The sequence below is a fragment of the Rhodococcus sp. SB1D genome (assembly GCF_048573875.1).
GTDB classification, from domain to species: domain Bacteria; phylum Actinomycetota; class Actinomycetes; order Mycobacteriales; family Mycobacteriaceae; genus Rhodococcus_F; species Rhodococcus_F qingshengii.
The window spans coordinates 1-19,971 of the sequence record NZ_JBMAIQ010000004.1 but is presented as its reverse complement, the minus strand read 5'-3'; the positions used below and the strand labels follow the sequence as shown (position 1 = coordinate 19,971).

Below are 19,971 nucleotides of genomic sequence, written 5' to 3'. Positions count from 1 at the left end.
GCAGGAGCGGCGCCTCGGGCGTGGATGCGCACTGGACACGGGATCACCGGCCCTCGCGCACCTGAGTTCTTCACAGGGCGCGTTGATCGGAGTCGATCCGTCCAGCACCATGACGGCCCTCACCTGAAATCGGGCGCTTCAGACCAGTCCGCGCGCGGGCAGGTACATCGTGTTCCCTGGTAGAGAAAGGTTTTCATGCCGTTCCTAGGTTCGACCATCCACCGTCCGGTCTGTATTCTGATGACGGCAACAGTCGTCGCAGCCTCCATCGCTTTGATGTCGCCGGGCATTGTGTCCGCCCAGCCGAACGGATGCTCGACGACTTTCAACCTGTTCATCCCCGGAACTTGGGAAACCGCAGAAGATGCCGATCCCTCGATCCCGGTCGGTATGCTCAAACCGATCGCCGACAGCATCGCGGACAAGAACGGTAGCGCGCAAATCTACACTCTGCCGTACATGGCCCGAGCCTTCGACAACGGAAAAACCTACGCAGACAGCAAATCTGATGGTTTAGCGAGGGCGAAGGGCGTGATCGCCGAGATCGCAACGAAATGCTCCGACACCAAATTCACCATCACCGGCTATTCCCAGGGCGCGGACATCGCAGGTGATCTTGCCTCTGAAATCGGCAATGGCACCGGACCCATCAAGGCAGAGCAAGTCCTCGCGGTCGGGCTTCTCGCCGATCCCGGTTCCGGAACGAACGGTGAAACAGTCATCGGCCCGAAGCCGTCAGGAAAGGGGATCGCCGATCCGCGGCCGCAGGGCATGGGGAAGCTGTCGGGCCGGGTCGCGTCGATCTGCGAGCCGAAAGACCTCTACTGCTCGATCCAAAAAGGTTCGAGCCCGCTGCTCGGATCGCTGGGTTCAGTGCTCACTGACGCCCCGAGTCGTGGACCTGAAGGCCAGGTGGACGGCAATTCACACCTTGCCACCGCGCTGGCGTCGGATTTCTCCCAATCCGACCTTCCCGTCCTCGCCACAGTGGCTGGCAATCTGACCAGTGAACTGTCGAAGACGGACGGCGCAGTTGACCTCGAGAAGGTCACCTCCAGCGCGACAGCTCTGGCGAACACCATCAGCCCGCTTGCCGAATTACTCGGCTCCGGTGCAGCCAATCCTGCGGCGAACGGGCAGCTCGCTGCAGCACCCGCCGGGACGGCCGAAAACAATGCCAGCCAGGTTCTGGACAAGGCCAGCCAATCCGATCTCAGCAGTGCGCTCTCGACAGTGACCGCGATCGCCGACACCGCGAGCAAGCTCGCCAGCAAGGGCTCCACGGCGCTGCCGGCCTCATCTCCGGACGTGACCTCCCTATCGACCGCCGCTGGCACCCTCGACAGCCAGATCGCGCCGCTCACAACGACACCGAGCGACGTCCTAGGATCCGCCTCCGGAGTCCTCTCCTTGCTCAAGCCCACGGTGGTTGTCAACCAAGTTCTTAACGTGGCCACCGGTGTCACATCCCTGGATATGCCTGCGATTCTGGCGAACCTGAACCTCCTTCCGCAGAAGGTCGCCGCGCTCGACGCGCAGGGTGCCCACAAGATCGCAGGGGATCTGAACAACCAGTTGTCTCCACTGGTGAAGATGGCCGCCGGTACCGATCTGAAATGGGTCTCGCAGATTCTGTCGGTAATCCCTGATCCGTCCGGCTACTCGCACGTGGCGGCGCTCGTCGCGTCGATCCTGGGCGGCGTCGACATCATCAAGCTCGCAAACCTTGTTGGGCAGGCGCAGGAAATCGCTTGGGTCGCAGTCGAGAAGCTGCTCCCACCGCCAGGACAGCTCCCGGACCCGCTCGGGGCCGGAGCTGCCATGACCAGTCTTGTCCCGGTCGGGCTCGAACTCGCCTCTGTCGCGGTCAACATGCTCTCCCGCAAAGCTACGAAGACTGATCCGCCATTGCTCGGCAAGCAGGCCTCGACGGCCGCGACCACCGATACCGCTCTGGCGCAGGATCTGGAACTCCCATCACTGGCTGATTCGTTGACCACCGTGGCCAACTCACAGGGCGCCAACGACCTTGCCTCCTTGATGGGGGAGGGGCTCGATGCAGCGTCCTTCTTCGCCTCCGGGGCCCACCAGAACTACAACTCTCTTGTCGTCGACAACGCCGGCCGCAACGCGATTCAGTGGATCTCGGACTGGCTCAATCTGCAAATCGGACGCGCAGCATGACCCGATACCACCCCGCACTCCGGCTTCTCAGTGGGTCATGCGCGCGCATTGCCAACACCGCGGCTACTTCACGAAGGGGTGGTGCCAGGCGGTCAAAAAGAATCATCAAGGGAAAGAGTCTGATCGTCTTCTCATGCCCACATCATGGGGATTTTGCCTGTCGGCCATCGGCTCGAAACCCTGACAGCGGGCATGATGAGCGCGAGCGGTCTGATAACCGCAGCTCAGGCGTGGCGATGGAGAGCGTCCGAATCTACGAACCACTCTCTTGAGAACTACAGGATCGGTTAGCGACGCGGAGGATTCCATCAGGGTGCATGAGGCGCGTTCAGCAGGGTGAATTGCATGACATCGATGTGACCGCTCCGGAAGCGTGCGGCGGAGCCTGTGAGGTATTTGATGTATCGGTCGTACACCTGTTCCGATGTCGTCGCGATCGCTTCTGCGCGATGTGCGCGCAGCGATTCGACCCAGAGATCGAGTGTTCGCGCGTAATGCGGTTGTAGCGCTTGGATTCTTTCCACTTTGAATCCAGCATCGACGGCGTGGTCGACGACCCAGTCCGGCAACGGAATCTGGCCACCCGGAAATATTTCTCGAAGTATGAATCGGTGGAACTGGATGTCCTCGCGCGTGATTGGTATGCCCATTTCGCGAAGTTTTTGGCCGAATCCGACGATGGTGTGCAAGAGCAGGCGGCCGTCGGGAGGAAGAATCGCGGCGCATTTGCGGAAGAAGTCGTCGTATCGCTCCAGCCGGAAGTGTTCGAATGCTCCAATGCTGACGATTCGATCGACGTGCCCGTCGAAATCCTCCCACCCTTGCAGCCGCACTTCTATCCGCCGTCGGCTGGGCGTGGAGGTGGCTATCTGTCGTATGTATCGGTATTGATTTCGACTGAGGGTGAGCCCAATGACATTGACGTCGTACTTATCGGCAGCTCGGATCATCGTCGATCCCCACCCGCAGCCGATGTCGAGCAGTGTCATTCCTGGGACCAGATTGCATTTACCCAGTGCGAGATCGATTTTCGCCAATTGAGCATCCTTCAAGCTCATATCTTCACGTTCGAAATAGGCGCAACTGTACGTTCGCGTCGAGTCGAGGAAGAGGGCGAAGAACTCGTCGGCAAGATCGTAGTGTGAGCGGACGTTTTCGTAGAATGGTGTCAGCCTGGTCATAGGGAGTCCTCGGAACGCGGTGGCCGCTTCGGAGCAGTGCGTGCTGCGACGAGAAGTACCCTTCTTGCACATGTTCAACCGCTCGTCCCATAGTGAGCTGGAGGGCGCGGGGTGAGTGCTCATCCGAAAGATGCACGGCTTGCTCAGAACGATGGAATTGCATCCGTGATCTGCCGCAGGCGGGTAGCAGTTCTTCGTTCGCGCCGAAGAACCAAACGATCTGAGTGCAGCTCGTGAAGTGTCTTGTCGTCGAAAATGTTCCGAGGCTTCAGGTGAATTTTGCACTTGAGTCAGTTTCGTCCACTCGGACCCCATTCAGCCGCGATGTGTAAAACCGACGACTCGGTCCCTAATGGTTCGCAGTCTTTCGGGAGCAACATATCTATTGAATCGTCAGATCAGTTGATTCCGACGACTACTGAGGCGATCGCCGCGAGTCGTGTCTGGGCAGTGGAGACGATGCCATGCCGGCTCTTGTGTGCTTGCTCGTAGGCAACGCTTTTCTCGCTTCTGCGCAGCACCGGTCAGTTCCTTCACGGTGGAGACGGCCTTGGGTCGACCAATTCCGGTACGCCGCTCAGATCGCGAATAGTGGCGTCGATCGAACTGGCCCTCTCGCGATCGTTCTCGGCATTTTCCGTGAGTTTCGCGCGGAACAGCTTCGATGCTGGCCTGTGCGACGGGTGTTGGACGAACTGGATTCCGGCGTGTCAGACCGACGAAGACGGGTGAGGAATCGTCGAGGCAGACTCCATGATGCGGCACGATTTGTGTGCAGGAATCTTGCAATTCCTGGATCGCCGCTTGTGTGGTTCGTTGTGGACCTTTCGAACTCACGTTCCGGATTCGCTGCGTGCCGAATGAGGTATGTCTGACGTGCCGTGACGTTGAGACCTCGGAGCTGGTTCGTCCTCGAAACAGGCGTCGGGGCTGCGCATTCGAACCCGGGCGGGCTGCTTGTGGTGACGTGTCACTGTTCGCTACCGATGTAGGAAAGTGGGGTAGCTGTGAACACGGAGAGCTCTGGGCACGCCGATGCCGCACGAGAGAACACGTCCGGAACGGAAACGAGTGACGACGCCGCTGACGGGGCGAAAGTACTCGCTGACGAGATGAACGAGAGGTATGAGCCTGGAGCACGAGAGTCGGTGACGGTGCCCGGGACCGGCGGCACCGTTGCGGGGACAGCTTTCGCCGACCACGTCACGGAGATGTCGGACGAGAAGGTCGAAGATCTCGATAAACAGTTCTCCGACTTCCGAACAGGAGATGACGGTAGTCATCTCAAGGACTGACGGTCTAGCCGTTCGGCCGGTTGCTGCCGGGATCCCAAATTCAGATGATCGGCGCGACCGTGCGTAGGCCTACACTCATGTTTCTGGATTGTTCGTGTTCAGTAGGAGTGCAGGGAGCGAACATGGCCTCGGTGTGCTCCGCGTCATGCATGTGGGGCTGCTTCTGTTCCTAGCCTTCTGGTCGAATAGCCCTGTGAGCACGAGTGTTCCGGACGTCAAAATTTTTACCCGCCCCCTTGGTTCAGGTAAGTCGACGACGGCCCGGGCGCTCGCTGCCTCATATCCACGTGGTTCATGTGATCATGGATGACTCCTTGCCCTTCATCGGTCCATGGGTGCTTGGCCACTTCCTCGGCACTGAGCGAACCGTAGGCTCCTTGCGTCTGCATTTCGTGGTCCCGCGTCCCCGGAGGAGGACGAGGGAGTCGTCGAGTGGGTGCGCGGACTGACCGACGGTGTAGATGCGGTTCACGTAACCCGTCGCCGCTAGACGAGCCCTTGAGACCTCAACCTGGTCGACGGAAAGTCGAGGTGGGGCCATGCTTCAGCCGTACAGCAATGCGAGAACGACTGTGTGCACAAGTAAGAAATGGCACGAACAAGTCCGGGTATCGCGGAACGGGGTGTTCTCGTCCTTGTGTTCGAGACTGTTTCGGGCGAACTCCACGTGAGAAGAAGGTCAGAAATGAACACCGCAACGGAGGTCTGTTCGCCCCGGCCGAGGATACTGTGAATGTCCGTGCGAAGAGGTGACCGTTTGACGGTCTGGAACTGTACCGACCTGTCAGTTGAACGAATCCGCCGTTAGAAAAATATGATGAGTAAAGTTGAAATGAGCACCGCCCGTGCACCTCTCGCAGGTAGGATCGAATGTAAGGCGACAGATTTTCGGTAGGTGTGCGCGTGTGATCCGGGGAGGGTTGGTCGTAGATGTCCGATCTGCCTGCGCGCCGCGACAAGGTTCCCGGAGAGCGGTTCGAAGGCACGAGAAGATTGTGCTACGAACTTGTCGGGAGCACCGGTATCGACGGGGCGGGTGTGGCGTTGTTCGCCTCCGAGTTGACGCGGGATCTGATCTTTGTCACCGATTCTGTCGCTGAGGAACTCGACGAAATACAGTTCACGGTCGGTGAAGGCCCTTGTATGGATGCGTTCCGCTTTCACCGGCCTGAATTGCATGATGACATCGTCGCCGGTGACGTGCTTGTGCGGTGGCCGGTATTCTCGACGCAGGCGGCGGCGTTGGGCGTGGCGAGCGTCTACGCTTATCCGCTCGTGTCGGAGGGGACACCGTTCGGGGTGCTTGAACTGTTCGGGCGGGCGCCGGTGGCGTTGGCGCCGCGCGAGGACGTGACGGTGAGGCTGTACGCAGAGTCCATCGGGCGTGCGGTTGTGTCCGAACTCGACCCTGTGTATGCCTTGCTGCCTGGTAGTGATGATGGGGTGTTCCGGCGCGGGAATGTCAATGTTGCCGTGGGGATAGTCGCTGTGCAACTGGGGGTTCCGGTTGAGGAGGCGCTAGTCCGTTTGCGTGCGCGGGCGTTTTCGCGGCAGCGTCGGATCACGGTGATCGCCCGCGACATCGTTCACGGCGCGCTTTTCGACGCTGAGATCGAGTGACCCGCTCTGGCGGGGCAATTCAGGGACAGTACGAATCAGTAACCGGTGCGGATGCCGCGCTTCGCAGATCGCGCTTCGCAGATTAGTTGCGCGATGAACATTACGGCCGCCGGGTCAGTCACCTTTGTTTGAGACCCGTGACCAGCGGGTACGTCGCCGTCAGTGATGGATGATCGGCTGAAGGAGGATGCCATGATCATTCTTGGAATTGTCTTGTTGATCGTCGGTTTCTTGACTGGGATCTCGATACTGTGGACGATCGGCATAATTCTCGTGGTCGTCGGGATCGTTCTGTTTGCGCTCGGTGCCGCCGGACATGCTGTGGGTGGTCGGCGGCATTACTACTGACGCTGCGGCGCTGGATGTTGTGGCTTGACCCGTAACCCGGTTTGCCTGACTGCGGGCTAGTGGTCGAAACGAGGCAGGGTGCCGCGGCGCACACGCGATTCACACTTAACGTTCTCGCGCATCCCACTTCCATTGCGCATCTCACATGGCACGGCGGAGGAGTGGAACATGTTTAATCGGAACACATCTCGAAGAGATCGTGAGGACTCTCGGCTGGACGATGCCGAAGGCCGAGGTCGTGTGGTCGGAACCGTTCATGATGCGAGACCGCCCGGTCGGATGTGGGTGCCCCGCAGTCGCGGTGCCGTCAGCGGTATCTTGCTGATTGTGCTCGGACTCTGGGGAGCGCTCATTCCCTTTGTGGGGCCGTATTTTTCGTTCGCATTCGTACCGGATCAAGCATGGACGTGGACCTCCGGTAGGGGGTGGCTCGAAGTGCTCCCGGGTGCGGTCACTGTGATCGGCGGGATTTTGCTGTTGTTCAGTGCGAATCGCGCCGTCGCCAGCTTCGGGGCGTGGTTGGCGGTCGTCGGTGGCGCATGGTTCATCGTGGGCTCCACTCTGGCGCCGGTGCTGCATCTCGGGGAGCCGGGGACGCCGTCGGCGACCGAACCCTTAATGAGGGCCGTGCAACAGTTGGCATTCTTCGAGGGCCTCGGTGCCGGCATCTTGTTCCTCGGAGCTGCGGCGGTCGGACGGTTGTCGTTGCGCAGCCACCGCGATGTTTTACGCGCACAGCGCCAGATAGAGGACGACAACGGATCTGCTGGATCGTCGACAACGACACACGGCCCGTAATCCTCGCCAGAGATTCTCGATAGCGAGACCTCCGTGGTCCCCGATCCTTCGATAGTGACGAGTGCGGTCTCGACGGCCACATCAGGCAGGAGATCACCTCGATCCCGTGGACACCGGCGACTGCACCCGGACATACTCCTCTCGACTGGTCCGCGCCACGGCCAGTCGTCGTAGGAGAGTTTCGTTCCGTTTGCGGTGAGCGCTCGCCCCACATCGCTCATATCTCACGGAGGCGGTTTGGTGGAGGCCGCAGAGTCGTGCCTAGCGATCGCCGTGCAGGATCGACACGCTGAGCCTCGTCGCGACGAAACCGGAGCACAGGTTGCCAGGGCGGCGGACGGTTACGGTGACGTTGATCGCGGCGAGTGAATGCCGTCTCGCCGAGAGTACCTGTGGTGTCGATCCAGAATAGCGAGCGTACTCGGCCACTCGCGTGCCGATCAGACGTCCCAGCACCGGTGGTCGACGATGACGGCGCCGGTCTGTTCCAAGAGAAAATCCGCATTGGTCATGCAGCTGCCGGCATCTGGTTCGAGATCGTTGAGCGCGAAGACAGCATCGAAACCTGCAGTCTGAGCGTCGGTCTCTGTGACCATGCAACGCCCGACTACGGCCACCGTAGGTACCCCGATCTGCCGAGCAGCCCGGGCCACGCCGACGGGACCCTTTCCGCGCAGACTTTGCGCGTCGAGGGACCCTTCCCCCACGATGACGCACGCCGCCCCGTCCACGATGTCGGTGAAGCACGTCAACTTCAGGAGTAGATCGATTCCTGAGGTCAGTTGCGCCCCGAGGACGGCCGCCATCGCGAATGCCAGACCGCCCGCCGCCCCGGCACCTGGAAGGTCCCGGAGGTCGCGGTCGACTGTTGCCGAAACGACATCGGCCCACTGCCCCAACGCATGTTCGAGTCGCGTCACTGTGTTCGAGTCGGCGCCCTTCTGCGGCCCGTACACCGCGGCGGCACCGCGGGGCCCGGTGAGCGGATTGTCGACGTCGCAGGCGATGACGACCTCGATGTCTCCCAGACGTGGATCGAGCGAATCGATATCGAGGACAGCCGCATCGGCAAGGTCCTGGCCGCACGGGTAGAGCGGATCTCCGCAGGAGTCGAGGATGCGTGCGCCGAGAGCGGTCAGGGCGCCGGCGCCGCCGTCGGTGGTGGCACTACCGCCGACGCCGAGGACAATCCTCTGCGCCCCGCGATCGAGTGCGTGTCTCATCAGTTGCCCGACGCCACGCGTGGACGCTGTCCGCGCGGTGGTTGATGTGGGTTCAGGTGTGCCGACATGGGCTAGTCCGGCGGCTGAGGCCATCTCGATCACTGCTGTGCCGCCCCGCAACGCATAGGTTGCGGGGATTGTTTGCTGCATCGGCCCGATGACCGCGCAGGTGACGGCTGTGTAACCCTGTCTGATCATCATCTCGACGGTGCCCTCACCGCCGTCGGCTATCGGGAATTCGACCACCGTGAGGTTCGGTGCTGCGGTCCGCAAGCCACGCGCGATGGCGGATGCGGCGTCCGCTGCCGAGGCGGATCCTTTGAACTTGTCGGGAGCCACCACCACATGGCCGGCGGCTCTTCGTTCGTGAGGAGTGTCCAACAGCTCACTTTCCGCACTTGATCGGGTCAGTGTCATCGAAGCCTCAGAACGCTACGGAGGATGAACCCTTGAGGCCCAAATGTGTTCGTGCCTCGTCCGGTGTCGCCGGTGTGCGGTCGAACATGGCGGCCATTTCTGCCACCTTTGTCACCAGTTGGGCGTTGGAGGTGGCTTGCTCGCGCTTGGTTATGCGGAGGTTGTCCTCGAGGCCGACGCGGACGTTGCCTCCGAGCATCAGTGAAAGTGCGGCGAGGTTGAACTCACCGCGGTAGCCCACTCCGGCGGCCGACCAGGTGAAGGAATCCTTCCCGAGGACTCGTTCGGCGGTGCGCAGCATGTGGATGAGCTGGTCGGGTTCGGCGGCGTTGGCGCCGAGGACCCCGAGCACGAACTGCAGATTGAACGGCGCCGCCAGTACCCCGTCCCTGACCAACTGTTCGAGGTTGTAGATCTGTCCCACGTCGTAGACCTCGATCTCCGGTCGAGTGTCGGACTGCCGCATCTGCTCCGCCATATAGGCCATGTCTGCGAAGGTATTCTTGAAGATGTAATCGGTTGTCCCCTCCAGGTATTCGCGTTCCCAATCGGTGAACGGCAGATCTCTGGCGGCGACGGGGAACAGTCCGAAGTTGAAACTTCCGGCATTGAAGGTGGCCATCTCGGGCTGAAACTTCAGGACCGAGGCACGTTCTTCGACGGTCATTCCTCGGCCACCACCGGTAGTGGGTTGGAGCACTGCGTCGGTGTGCTTGCGCAGCTCGGACAGGACGCGTTCGAACAGGTCGAGGTCGGCGACAGGGCGCCCGGTCAATTCTTCCCGCACGTGCACGTGCAGGACGGATGCGCCGGCCTCGGCCGCTCTCACACCTTCGTCGACGATCTGCTCGACGGTGATCGGAATGGCTTTGCTCTGTGCCGGGACGGTCATGCCGCCGGTTAGAGCGCAGGTGATGATGACTTTGTCGTTCATAATGTTTCGGCTCCTGGACAGGGATTCTATCGGGTGGATGTTGGTGGTGTTGTCAGGCGGTAACGGTGGCCAGCTCCGTCAAGGCGTCGCGGTTCGACGTGCGGATGCCGCGTTCACAGGCGTGCACGAGTTGGACTATGCGGGTATTCAAGGGGCTGTTGATACCGGCTGTTGCGGCGGTCGACGCAACCCCACCGTTGATGACGTCGACTTCGGTGACAGCGCCGCGTTCGAGGTCTTGAAGCATCGACGCCTTGGTTGCGCCGAGTCGGTTCATCAAGATGGACAGTGCGGCATCGGCGCGCTCAAGGTCATCGGCGGATCGGACCACGAGTTGATCGGGGTGGACGCCGACGATTTCGTCGAGTTGGATGCCGATTGCGGTCGCGACGTCGTAGGCCTCAGTCCAGAGCTGGTAGGCGACTTTTCGTCCGACAGGATCGGAGGCGACGTCACGGTACAGCAGACCGGTGACGGCGCCGAGCCCGGAGAAGGTGCTGTTGAGGAGTAGTTTTGACCAGATCTGTCCGACGATGCTTTCGGAGATGTGCACTTCGGCTGCCGTGGTGAGGATGCTGGCCAGTCGCTCGATGCGGCGGGTTCGGCGGCCGTCGATCTCGCCGATGACAAATGGTGCGACAGTGGTTTGAGCGAGGTGACCGGGGCCGAGGTTGGTTGCGCCCCACTCGGTGATGCCGATTACCAGGCGGTCCACCCCGATGATGGATTCAATATTGTTCTGCACCAATCCGTTTCCGAGGGAGACGTAGGTGTCGACCAAGTCGCGACGGACAAGTGGGGCGAGGGCCACTTCGAGGTAGGGGGCTTTGAGCGTGAGGAGCGCATAGTCGAAGTGCCCCTCGAGGTTGTCGGCGTTGTCAGTTGCGACGATGGGGATATGTGAGGTGGCGCCGAGTTCATCGAATCGTAGACCGGGTGCGTTCATCAGCCTGACGTGTTCGGTGTTTGCATCGAGTACGACGACGTCGTGGCCAGCGCGAGCGAGGTGAGCGGCGGTGACTCCGCCGATGGCTCCTGCCCCGACGACAAGGATGCGCTCGTTCATGCCTGTACCTGGCTTTCTTTCTCGGTGCTGTTCATGTGGGGATCTTGAATCTTGAGGGTGAGGCTGATTGCGGCCCCGACCACGACGACGGCGATCACGAACCACAGACCCGCCGACGGGTTGTCAGTCGCTGTTTCGATGAGTCCCATCGCGAAGGGGCCGACGAAGCCGCCGAGAATGCCGAGGGTGTTGACCAGTGCCAATCCGCCGGCCAGCGCGGCGCCGGCGAGGCGGGATGCAGGAATCGCGAAAAGAATGGACTGGACGGCAAAAAAGGTGGTAGCCGCGATGCAGAATCCGAGGAGGGCCAGTGTTGGGCTCGAAACTGCTCCGATCGTGAATCCCACTACCATGGAGGACATTCCGCCGAACAAGATCTTGCGTGAGCGTCGACCGTTGGTGGCGAAACGAGGCAGGACGAGGGTGCCGATCGCTGCTGCCACCCAAGGAAGCGCTGTGAGCAAACCAATGGTCAGGTCTGACATCTCACCCCATTCTCCGATAATGCTCGGCAGGAAGTAGGTGAGGCTGTAGACGGCGATCTGATGCGTGAAGTAGACGGCAATGACTAGCAGGATCTGCTTGTCTTTGAAGACGTCGGCGAACGAGTGAGTGCCGGATGCGTCGGCACCCTCCTGCTGTTCCTTGGCCAACCGGGCGGTGAGATCACGGGCTTGCTGTGGGTCGAGCCACTTCGCATCTTGGGGGCCATCGGGGAGAAACTTGAACACCACGACGGCGAGGATCACAGCTGGAATTCCCTCGATGACGAACATCCACTGCCACCCGTGCCAACCGAATAACCCGTCCATCCCCAACAACGCGCCACCGATGGGTGCACCCAAAATATTTGCAAGGCAGACCGCGACCAGGAACGCGCCGTTAGCACGAGCCCGTTGTTCGCGACCGAACCAGTAAGTGAGGTAGAGCAGCACGCCGGGGAACAGACCCGCTTCGGCTGCGCCGAGCAGCACTCGCAGGATGTAGAAGGAGACGGGCCCTTCGACGAATGCCATCGCCGCCGAGAGAAGGCCCCACGTGATCATGATGCGGGTGATCCACAGTCGTGCACCGACGCGATACATGATGAGGTTGCTCGGCACTTCGCACAGCGAATAGGCGAGGAAGAACAGTCCAGCACCCAAACCATATGCGGCAGCTGATATTCCGAGGTTTGCTTCGAGGTGATGTTTGGCGAGTCCGATGTTCGTGCGGTCGATGAACGCGATGATGTATGCAGCGATCAGCAACGGCATGAGCTTGCGAAAGATGAGCCTGTTCAAAACTTCACCGGGCGGCGCGGAGGCGACCGGGGTATGGCTATCAGACATGGTGATGCCTTCTCCGTGGTGTCGAGAGGTCTTCCCCGTGAGCGGACCGCTCCGGAGAACTGGATGGGCTGACGCCCGAATGTCCTGAGGAACGACTTCCCTGGAAAGTGAAGTTGTACCGGCGCGCGGTTAGCGCGCGAGGTCTAGACGATGGCTTCGGATCCTTGTCGTGGACATCCGCAGGTGGTGCCGATGCGGAGTTGATGGGCGCGAAGAACACACTGGTAGGAGCCTCCGGCTCCGTCGATCCGGCGGGCGAGAAGGTCGAGTGCTTGCTCGGCCATTTCTCGGCGTGGTTGGTTGACGGTGGTCAATTCGACGAGCGACGAGGCCCCAGGGAAGAGACCGTCGAAGCCGGTGACGGCGACATCGTTGGGGACAGCGATCGAGTGCGCGCGCAGGGCACTGATCGCACCGAGTGCAATGGCGTCGCTACCACAGACGATGGCGCGGGGGAGAGCCTTGCGTGCCAGCAGTTCTTCGACCGCCGAATAGCCGCCTTGCTCACTGAGATACGTACTGATGCGGTGTGAGGCGATGTTACGAATACCGTGAGCCTCGGCGGTTCGGGTGAATCCTTCTTCTCGGGCTGCAGATGCGCTGGAGGTGCGTGGCCCCACAATTGTCACGATGTCTTGATATCCATGTCCGACAATATGTTCCATCATCTCCGCCGCCGCGGCTCGGTCGTCGATCCCGACGAAATCTGCGTCTATCCGTTCGATGCGTCGGGACACTTGAATCAATGGGATGCGAGCACTGCGCAGCGAGCGTACGACATCTCCGTCGGCTGGGTGCAAAACGGTGATCACGACGCCGTCGACATGCCGGGCGATCATCGCATCGACGATCGCCCGCAACGTCTCGGGGTCCTCCTGCGTGTGAGTCAGGAACACTTCGTATCCGCGTGCCCGAGCGGCGTCGATCGTCCCAGCTGCGATCTCCGTATAGAACGGATTGGCGATATCAGTGAGGATAAGGCCGATAACCCGGGATTGTTGCGAACGCAGACGGTTCGCGCGAGCACTCGAGGTGTGCCCCAACTGCTCCGCAGCTTCGAGAACCTGTGCCCGGGTCTTTTCCGAGACCCCGGAGCGTCCGTTCATCACGTAGGAGACGGTGGCCGGTGAGACGCCCACTGCGCGTGCGACGTCGGCTGCAGATACCCGCGGGTGCCGCTGCATTGTGCGGTATGCATGGTCAGGTTTCACTGGGTCACCTCCTCCTCGAATCGGTGTTCCGACGGTAAGTGTGATTCAGATCATTAAGCAACATTAAGTTGGCGTCCATCTGTAGCTGCTCTTCGGGCCGGCGATTCGCGCTAAAGGTGCGTCCCGGCGAGATGACAAGCCCGTGACTGCAGGCAATGACGCGCGTCACAACTTAATCTGGCTGAAGTTGTCAGGCGCTCCTTAGCGTTTGCTCGCCAGATCCACCCGGCGCGGCACCGCACGCGCAGTGACTTTCATTCAACGCAAGGAAGCAACTTGAGGCCTGAGGTGCCACCGTCAGCACTACCTTCCTACTGAGGGAGCAAAGCCCTAGGCAGTAACTACAACGTCGAGGGGGTCGCCGGTCTGAAAACACGCTGGGTTCACGACCCAACGACACATGCGCGGACTGGTCAACTTCGACATCTCTGAGGCGCTGGTGGCGCAGGCGGAACGGGTACTCGTAACCGAGGACCTGAGCCTGCTCACCGGTGAACTCTGCTACTGACCGAGTAGATGCCCGTATCCACATCGGATCAAGCTTCCCCGTAGTGACTCGCTGGGTGTGTTTCTTCGAAGCCATACTGTGATACCTCGCTCACGCTCCTTCGAGGACGCGTGAGACAAGCCGAGCTGCGTGATCAGCGAGCTGACGAACTTCGGCTGAGCCATAGGTGTACCCGGCGTCGCGGGAACACCGTCATCCCAGTGAGGATCATCGTTCGTCGGCATCACCTTCAATGGTAGGCCGGTGGCGGATCCTAACGATTCCGGAATCGATCTCGAACAGCGCTTGTACCCTTCGTGGATGAGAAGTGTTCGTTCTCGCCGGGTATGGTCGAACAGAGCATTTCGCCCTGACCGCGGGCGAGCGCAACTGCTACGCCCGCGAAGCGAGGGGTGGTTCTTGTCGCATGGCCCGTCAATGGTGTTCCGGGGCGTGGCGTGCGATCGCGCCGCGATGACATGTCGGAATGCATCCTGAGACAACGGCGAGGTCGAGCTGATACTCAAGCGCGGCAATCAAACTGTGTGCAGCAGGCGATTCCAAGACTACTTGCGGGGAGTGCACCTTTGACGGCGCATGGCTGGGCGATCTCACATAATTGAGGCGCTGGCCGTCTACGGCGTGTGAACATGCACGGCATCCACCCCTTTGATGAGTGGCCCGATTTCCCCACGGTCAGCGTGGGTGATGTCTGGCATGTCCGCGAATCGGAACCTATTCAACGGCAACGGAAGTTGGGAACACCTATGGAGCTCGAAGGAAAAGTCGCTCTTGTCACCGGAGGCAGCCGAGGGATCGGCGCGGCGATCGCCGAGGAATTGGCATTGCAGGGTGCAGATATCGCGTTGACGTACCAACACCACGCAGCTGGTGCTGCGGGGATGATTGCCGCACTCGAGAGTGTTGGACGCCAAGCGATTGCACTCGCGGCAGACGCGGAGGACCCTGACGCAATGCCCCTCGCGGTGGAGCAGACCGCTGAACGGTTAGGACGCCTGGATATCCTCGTTAACAACGCGGCGACCTTCGAAGTAGGACCGGTCGAGACGTTCGGTGCCACTGACTTCGATCGAATGATGGCGGTGAATGTTCGTGCGCCCTTCCTCGCAGCGAAGTCGGCGGCAGAGCAGATGGGAGTCGGCGGCAGGATCATCACCATTGGCAGCAACATGATTGGGCGCACGGTATTTCCAGGTTTTTCGCTCTATTCGATGAGCAAGACCGCCCTGATCGGACTCACCAAGGGGTTGAGCCGCGACCTGGGGCCACGTGGGATCACAGTCAATCTGGTCAACCCCGGACCGATCAATACCGATATGAACCCAGACGACGGGCCGCTGGCACCCACCATCAAGGCGTTCACAGCGCTCGGTCGCTATGGTCAGCCAGAGGAGATTGCAGCAATGGTGTGCTTTCTGGCGAGTGAGAAAGCTCGATATGTGACCGGCGCGATGCTCGATGTCGATGGCGGTTTCACCGTCTGACCACGCCGCGCCAGCCAGTACTGCGTCTACTCCGCCTACGAATGCGGCGCTGACCGCGTGGCTGATTCATACATGCGATATTTCGTGATCTTCCCACCTTCGACAGTCATGTGGAGGGCGAAATTGTCGATGAATGACTTCCTATAGCAAGAACGTCGAACCTGTTGTGCCTGAACACGACCGCGGTCTTCCATCAGGCCTATACCTCAGCGCGCGCAGCGACAGTCCGAAAGAGTTGAAGAAGGCCGCCAACTCGGCAGGGCACGATAGTTGCGGTGCAGTGAAGACAACACTCGACGCCCTGGACAAGAATGCGGTGCCCGATGGCTTCATTCGCAGTGTGGTCGAGCGTGTTGCTCCGTCCATCCTGATGGGCCGCAACGAGGGCTTGTCCACCGTGGACGAACTCGAAGGCCGTCACGTCGTGGAGACCGGCTCGCTGATCATGCAGAGGTCCCGGATCATCGCCGACAAGGTGGACAAGGGTGCGTGCGCGATCGTCGGCGTCACGTACACGTTGTCCGACGGACGAATGCGCCTGCAGGGCACGGTCGGCGATGCCGGAGAAACGCAACCGGCTCCGGTTCCAACGGCACTGAGCACGCTTGAGGGGCCCATCGAACGAAACGCGCCGACAACGCTGTCGGAGACTTCGGTGGGGACTCGTGAAAGTCGCGATCGACCGGGCAGGCGCCCGCTGCTTGACGACCATTGCTCTCACGGTGTTGGTCGGTCAATACGCACACGCCCGTTACTGACGGCAAGAGCGCGGAACGACGTTGACCGAAACCGTCCGAGCTGGTGATGAACAGGCTCATGCGATCTGCGCTTGCAAAATGCAAGTGTGCTGTCGAGGGTCAGGTCTTGCGCTCCGGCTGAGACAGTGTCGCTGGGGAGCAGCCACCCCAACAAAGTTGTCCATCCTTCCGAGAAGGCTGCGGTGGCAGGCGGCACGGCCTTTGGGCCGCGAGGTCTGTTCGCCTCTCGAATTTCTCAAACCCCATGGCGGGCAATCGCACAACCACATCGACTCGACTGACTTCATTCAGGAGGAGTGGAACTGCTACGTTGTCGGCACTCGGGCCGCCTTTGGCTAACCCCACAAGGCTTGCCGGACGGAAGATGCTTGCCGTAAGGGCGATCACGATGATCAACATTGCAGTGCTTGTCATTCTGTTGTGCGCGGCGTTGGGGCGCTTGTCGACGTCGGCGTTAAGAGTGTTTGGGTAGGTGGCGAGGGGATCCGGCGCCCTAGGCGGGGCACTCAGGGATGGGCGCCCGTTCTTCGGACAGCCTGCTAGGTGGCCGAGAGCCTGTCATTGCAAGATGGGCTGGCGCGGTCGATCGGCCACCTGGGGTCGTGCCCGCACGTTTCATGGTTTGAGCGAATGCAGGATAGGTGGAATGGGAGACGAGAGGACTCGTGGGGTCGAGCCGTTACGTCCGTTCCGGCATTCCGGGGGACGCTGTGGGCCGCACCGACCAAGTATCACCGTGACATCTTCGAACCCGCCCGGTGATCGCGGCACACCGGGCCTGGACCTGCACGGCCCGCGCGTGGCGGAGGTCTTCGCTCAGCTCTTCGACGCCCATGCCGCAGATCTTCGCCGGTACGTGTGCGCCCGAGCCGGCGAACATCATGCCGACGACCTCGTCGCTGAGGCTTTTGCCGTCGCGATCGATCGTCGATTCACCTACGACGCTGGTCGGGCTCCCGTTCGAGCTTGGTTGTTCGGCATTACCCACACCCTGCTCCGGGCGCACTTTCGTTCCCAGGATCGCGCCGAACGCGCATTCGCGCGGGTACATGGCGAACGCGTCGTGTCCGAGACTGCGCCGGAAGACCTTGTCACGGCTCGGGTGGACGCGTCCCGTCGCCTCGAGGTGATCGCGTCGGCACTCGCCGAGCTGACCGAGGACGAACGCGACGTGCTCCTCCTCTCGTCCTGGGCCCATCTCGAACCGGCCGAGATCGCGGAGATCCTGTCCGTGCCGGCCAGCACTGTCCGGTCCAGGCTGCACCGCACGCGTACTCGCCTGCGGACTTTGCTGCTCGACTCCGAAAACCTCCAACAAGCCTCGGGAGAGAACTGATGCCGAATCCTCGGACCGATCCCCTGGACGACACGTTGCTCGAACTCCGCGATGCGCTCGACAAGCCGGACGTCGACGCGTTGGCAGCGATCCGGAATCGGGTCCTCGCCGACGCGGAAGCGGCGGAAAGTTCTCCGCCGGTACCCAGTCGCAGGTTTGCTCTGCGGCGCGTGCCCGCTTCGGTCTACGCCGGTGCCGCGGTGCTCATGGCCGTCTGCCTGGCTGCGGTGCTGGTGCAGTTCACACCTGCAGAGCAGACAGGCACTACGGGTGGTGCGTCGCTGCCGGTGCCTTCCATCGAACTCGCCTCCGCCGAACACGTCCTACAGCAAGCCGCGCGCTCGCTCGAATCGATCGAGATGACCTCCGCTCGACAGGGACCGTTTCGACTCGTCGAGGAGCACGCGTGGGTCCAACAGGGGATGGAGTACGGATCTCCCTACGAAGCAGGTCCCGACGCTCCACGCAACGGCTACACCTACCTGCTCGAAACCCGTTCGCAGCTATGGATTCCGGCAGACGAAACACAAGAATGGCTCGAGCGGCGGTCAACTGGCCAGTCGCGGTGGCTCGGCGGCACGACGCCGGAGAGTGAATCAGCTCTGTACATCGACGAAACCCGAAACGGGGAATGGCGTGCCCGCTGCGGCAGATTCTTCGACGACAATCGCGACAACATCAACTGCGTTCCGGACGACTGGGACGACCCCAACTTCTATCGGTCGCTGCCCGCTGACCCCGAGGGGTTGCTTCGATGGTTGCGCGACTACACGGCGCCGCGCGGTTCGACGCCGGAAGCGATGTTCCACATCGCGATTGAAATACTGAGAGCCGGCACGATGCCGCCAGATGTCAAAGCGCAGTGGTATCGCGCGATCGCCGGAATCGATGGTGTGGAGACCGTGGAACAGACCACGCTCGACGGTCGGGTCGGAATCGCACTCGGGCTCAACGGCGTTCACGAGCGTCGCGACTTGATCATCGATCCGGGTACCGGCGAGTTCATCGGCGAACGACGGGTCGCGGGCGCCGCTCCGGAAGATCCTTGGATAGCCCCCGGTACCGTGTTGGGGACAAGTTCGATCACTGTCCGGTCCGTCGAGGCGCTGGGCCAGGAATGAGTTCGGTCGTTTCGGTTCACCACATCGCAGCACCAGCGCCCTGTGGGGTTTGAGATCATCTGTAGCGGAATAGTATTCGTCTCACGCTGCGAGGACCTTGGCTGAACAGTGATCCGGGAGTGTACGGGCCTGGCGGCCCGGTTTCGATCAATAGGTCGGGGGTTGAGGTGGTGTGGTGGGCCGGGTCGGGGCGTCGCGGCGTTTCAGGCCGGCGAGCCCGAGGAGGCCGACTAGTCCGAGTAGTCCCCACAGCCCGGTTTTGTCGCTGTCGTGGTCCTTGTCGGTGGTCTCGTCCTGTGCTTGGAACACTGCGGCAGCGGGGGCGCTCGCGGTGGCAGGCGTGGCGTGGGCGAGTCCGGCACCGGAAAATGCCACGATGGTGGCAGTGAGGGTGCCGATGAGGGTCTTACGCATAATCGTCTCCTAGTTCGATGCGGTGTCACGGAAATGCGACCTGGGTAAGGCGCTTTGGGTTCCGTGTCTGTCAGCTAGGCCTGTACCCCTGGCAGTCGGCGTCAAACGCATCTGTTTCGACCGGCACAGATTTGGAGAAGGCATCTCGCCATTTAGCGTGCCGGCGGCGACTCACATCGTTTGCCTCAGCGGGATATCGGCACGTCGGTCTCGTATGAAGATCGGGTCGTGTGCGCGCACGGCTTTATCAGAAGTGTCTAGGATAGGCTGCGCGACAACCTGTTCGGGTGACGTCGAACTGTCCTGAGGTGGAATGTCAGCGACGAGTTCTCCGAGTGGCTGGAGGTGGCGGTGAAGAGGCGTGTCCGCCGCAGTGTGCATGTTCTGGTTCCGGTGGAGTTAGTGTTCGAGTACGTTAGCGATTACCGGAACCTTTCGGAGTGGATGTTCGGTATCACTTGGTGATCCTTTCTCTGTTGGCGATCGCGGACGTTTCTATGTGGCGTGGTTGTTTTTCTGGCGTAGGTGGGCGTTGTCTGCGCGTAGTCGGGTGTTGTCGCGGCGTAGTGCTGCGGTGCTGTCTTCGAGTTCGAGGACTCGTTTGATGCCGACGAGGTTGATGCCGTCGGCGATGAGTTCTGTGATGCGGCCCAGACGGGTAAGGTCCTCGTCGTTGTAGCGGCGGGTACCGCCGCGGGTGCGGGTGGGGGTGATCAGGCCGTACTGTTCGTAGAGTCGCAGT

Annotated in this window: 15 protein-coding genes and 3 pseudogenes; 9 read left to right on the top strand and 9 right to left on the bottom strand. The window is 61.1% G+C overall.

All coding sequences use genetic code 11. The features are described 5' to 3' along the window. Positions 1 to 195: 195 nt before the first annotated feature. The gene (locus ACN50D_RS11485; RefSeq protein ID WP_211921858.1) at positions 196 to 2,184 is read left to right on the top strand and encodes a cutinase family protein; all 1,989 of its coding nucleotides are present in this window, start codon (positions 196 to 198) and stop codon (positions 2,182 to 2,184) included. Between the two features lie 308 nt (positions 2,185 to 2,492). Here ACN50D_RS11485 and ACN50D_RS11480 read toward each other — a convergent pair whose 3' ends face one another. Further along, entirely contained in the window at positions 2,493 to 3,365 is an 873-nt protein-coding gene (locus ACN50D_RS11480) for a cyclopropane mycolic acid synthase family methyltransferase (protein WP_211921856.1), read from the bottom strand. Between the two features lie 398 nt (positions 3,366 to 3,763). Continuing rightward, positions 3,764 to 3,917: pseudogene (locus ACN50D_RS11475) on the bottom strand (ferritin-like domain-containing protein); the annotation flags it as partial. A 455-nt stretch (positions 3,918 to 4,372) separates the two neighbouring features. Here ACN50D_RS11475 and ACN50D_RS11470 point away from each other — a divergent pair. From ACN50D_RS11470 to ACN50D_RS11455, 4 genes are all read left to right on the top strand, one after another. Further along, positions 4,373 to 4,660 (top strand): hypothetical protein, encoded by a 288-nt coding sequence (locus tag ACN50D_RS11470; RefSeq protein ID WP_211921854.1) that lies wholly within the window; start codon positions 4,373 to 4,375, stop codon positions 4,658 to 4,660. Positions 4,661 to 5,590: 930 nt separating this feature from the next. Then, complete coding sequence (locus ACN50D_RS11465) at positions 5,591 to 6,280, top strand: GAF and ANTAR domain-containing protein (protein WP_211921852.1); 690 nt, start codon at positions 5,591 to 5,593, stop codon at positions 6,278 to 6,280. Between the two features lie 192 nt (positions 6,281 to 6,472). After that, on the top strand, positions 6,473 to 6,628 hold the full coding sequence (locus tag ACN50D_RS11460) for a DUF6131 family protein (protein ID WP_211921851.1): 156 nt from the start codon (positions 6,473 to 6,475) through the stop codon (positions 6,626 to 6,628). Between the two features lie 279 nt (positions 6,629 to 6,907). Beyond that, on the top strand, positions 6,908 to 7,426 hold the full coding sequence (locus tag ACN50D_RS11455) for a hypothetical protein (protein WP_249343110.1): 519 nt from the start codon (positions 6,908 to 6,910) through the stop codon (positions 7,424 to 7,426). Between the two features lie 440 nt (positions 7,427 to 7,866). Here ACN50D_RS11455 and ACN50D_RS11450 read toward each other — a convergent pair whose 3' ends face one another. From ACN50D_RS11450 to ACN50D_RS11430, 5 genes are all read right to left on the bottom strand, one after another. Beyond that, positions 7,867 to 9,030 carry a glycerate kinase gene (locus tag ACN50D_RS11450; protein ID WP_249343073.1) on the bottom strand — a complete coding sequence of 388 codons (1,164 nt, stop codon included), beginning with the start codon at positions 9,028 to 9,030 and terminating at the stop codon, positions 7,867 to 7,869. Positions 9,031 to 9,073: 43 nt separating this feature from the next. Then, positions 9,074 to 10,000, bottom strand: a complete 927-nt coding sequence (locus ACN50D_RS11445; RefSeq protein WP_211921844.1) for a 3-keto-5-aminohexanoate cleavage protein — start codon at positions 9,998 to 10,000, stop codon at positions 9,074 to 9,076. Between the two features lie 52 nt (positions 10,001 to 10,052). Next, positions 10,053 to 11,066 carry a ketopantoate reductase family protein gene (locus ACN50D_RS11440; RefSeq protein WP_211921842.1) on the bottom strand — a complete coding sequence of 338 codons (1,014 nt, stop codon included), beginning with the start codon at positions 11,064 to 11,066 and terminating at the stop codon, positions 10,053 to 10,055. After that, positions 11,063 to 12,397, bottom strand: a complete 1,335-nt coding sequence (locus tag ACN50D_RS11435; RefSeq protein WP_249343072.1) for an MFS transporter — start codon at positions 12,395 to 12,397, stop codon at positions 11,063 to 11,065. Before ACN50D_RS11435 ends, ACN50D_RS11440 begins: the two co-directional genes overlap by 4 nt. Before the next feature lie 143 nt (positions 12,398 to 12,540). Next, a complete protein-coding gene (locus ACN50D_RS11430; protein WP_307850513.1) occupies positions 12,541 to 13,608 on the bottom strand; it encodes a LacI family DNA-binding transcriptional regulator in 1,068 nt (355 codons plus the stop codon). A gap of 1,254 nt (positions 13,609 to 14,862) precedes the next feature. Here ACN50D_RS11430 and ACN50D_RS11425 point away from each other — a divergent pair. The 4 genes and pseudogenes from ACN50D_RS11425 (at position 14,863) to ACN50D_RS11410 (ending at position 18,815) form a co-directional block, all read left to right on the top strand. Continuing rightward, complete coding sequence (locus ACN50D_RS11425) at positions 14,863 to 15,600, top strand: SDR family NAD(P)-dependent oxidoreductase (protein WP_212633789.1); 738 nt, start codon at positions 14,863 to 14,865, stop codon at positions 15,598 to 15,600. Between the two features lie 259 nt (positions 15,601 to 15,859). Further along, a pseudogene (locus ACN50D_RS11420) lies at positions 15,860 to 16,168 on the top strand (carbonic anhydrase); the annotation flags it as partial. Between the two features lie 926 nt (positions 16,169 to 17,094). Further along, on the top strand, positions 17,095 to 17,694 hold the full coding sequence (locus tag ACN50D_RS11415) for an RNA polymerase sigma factor (protein ID WP_211921840.1): 600 nt from the start codon (positions 17,095 to 17,097) through the stop codon (positions 17,692 to 17,694). After that, a complete protein-coding gene (locus ACN50D_RS11410) occupies positions 17,694 to 18,815 on the top strand; it encodes a CU044_5270 family protein (protein WP_211921838.1) in 1,122 nt (373 codons plus the stop codon). The genes ACN50D_RS11415 and ACN50D_RS11410 overlap by 1 nt, the downstream gene beginning before the upstream one ends. A gap of 147 nt (positions 18,816 to 18,962) precedes the next feature. On the opposite strand, the gene ACN50D_RS11405 is transcribed toward ACN50D_RS11410, so the two are convergent. Together ACN50D_RS11405 and ACN50D_RS11400 are read right to left on the bottom strand one after the other, a co-directional pair. Further along, on the bottom strand, positions 18,963 to 19,229 hold the full coding sequence (locus ACN50D_RS11405) for a WGxxGxxG family protein (protein ID WP_211921836.1): 267 nt from the start codon (positions 19,227 to 19,229) through the stop codon (positions 18,963 to 18,965). Positions 19,230 to 19,727: 498 nt separating this feature from the next. After that, positions 19,728 to 19,971 (bottom strand): annotated as a pseudogene (locus ACN50D_RS11400) (MerR family transcriptional regulator); the annotation flags it as partial.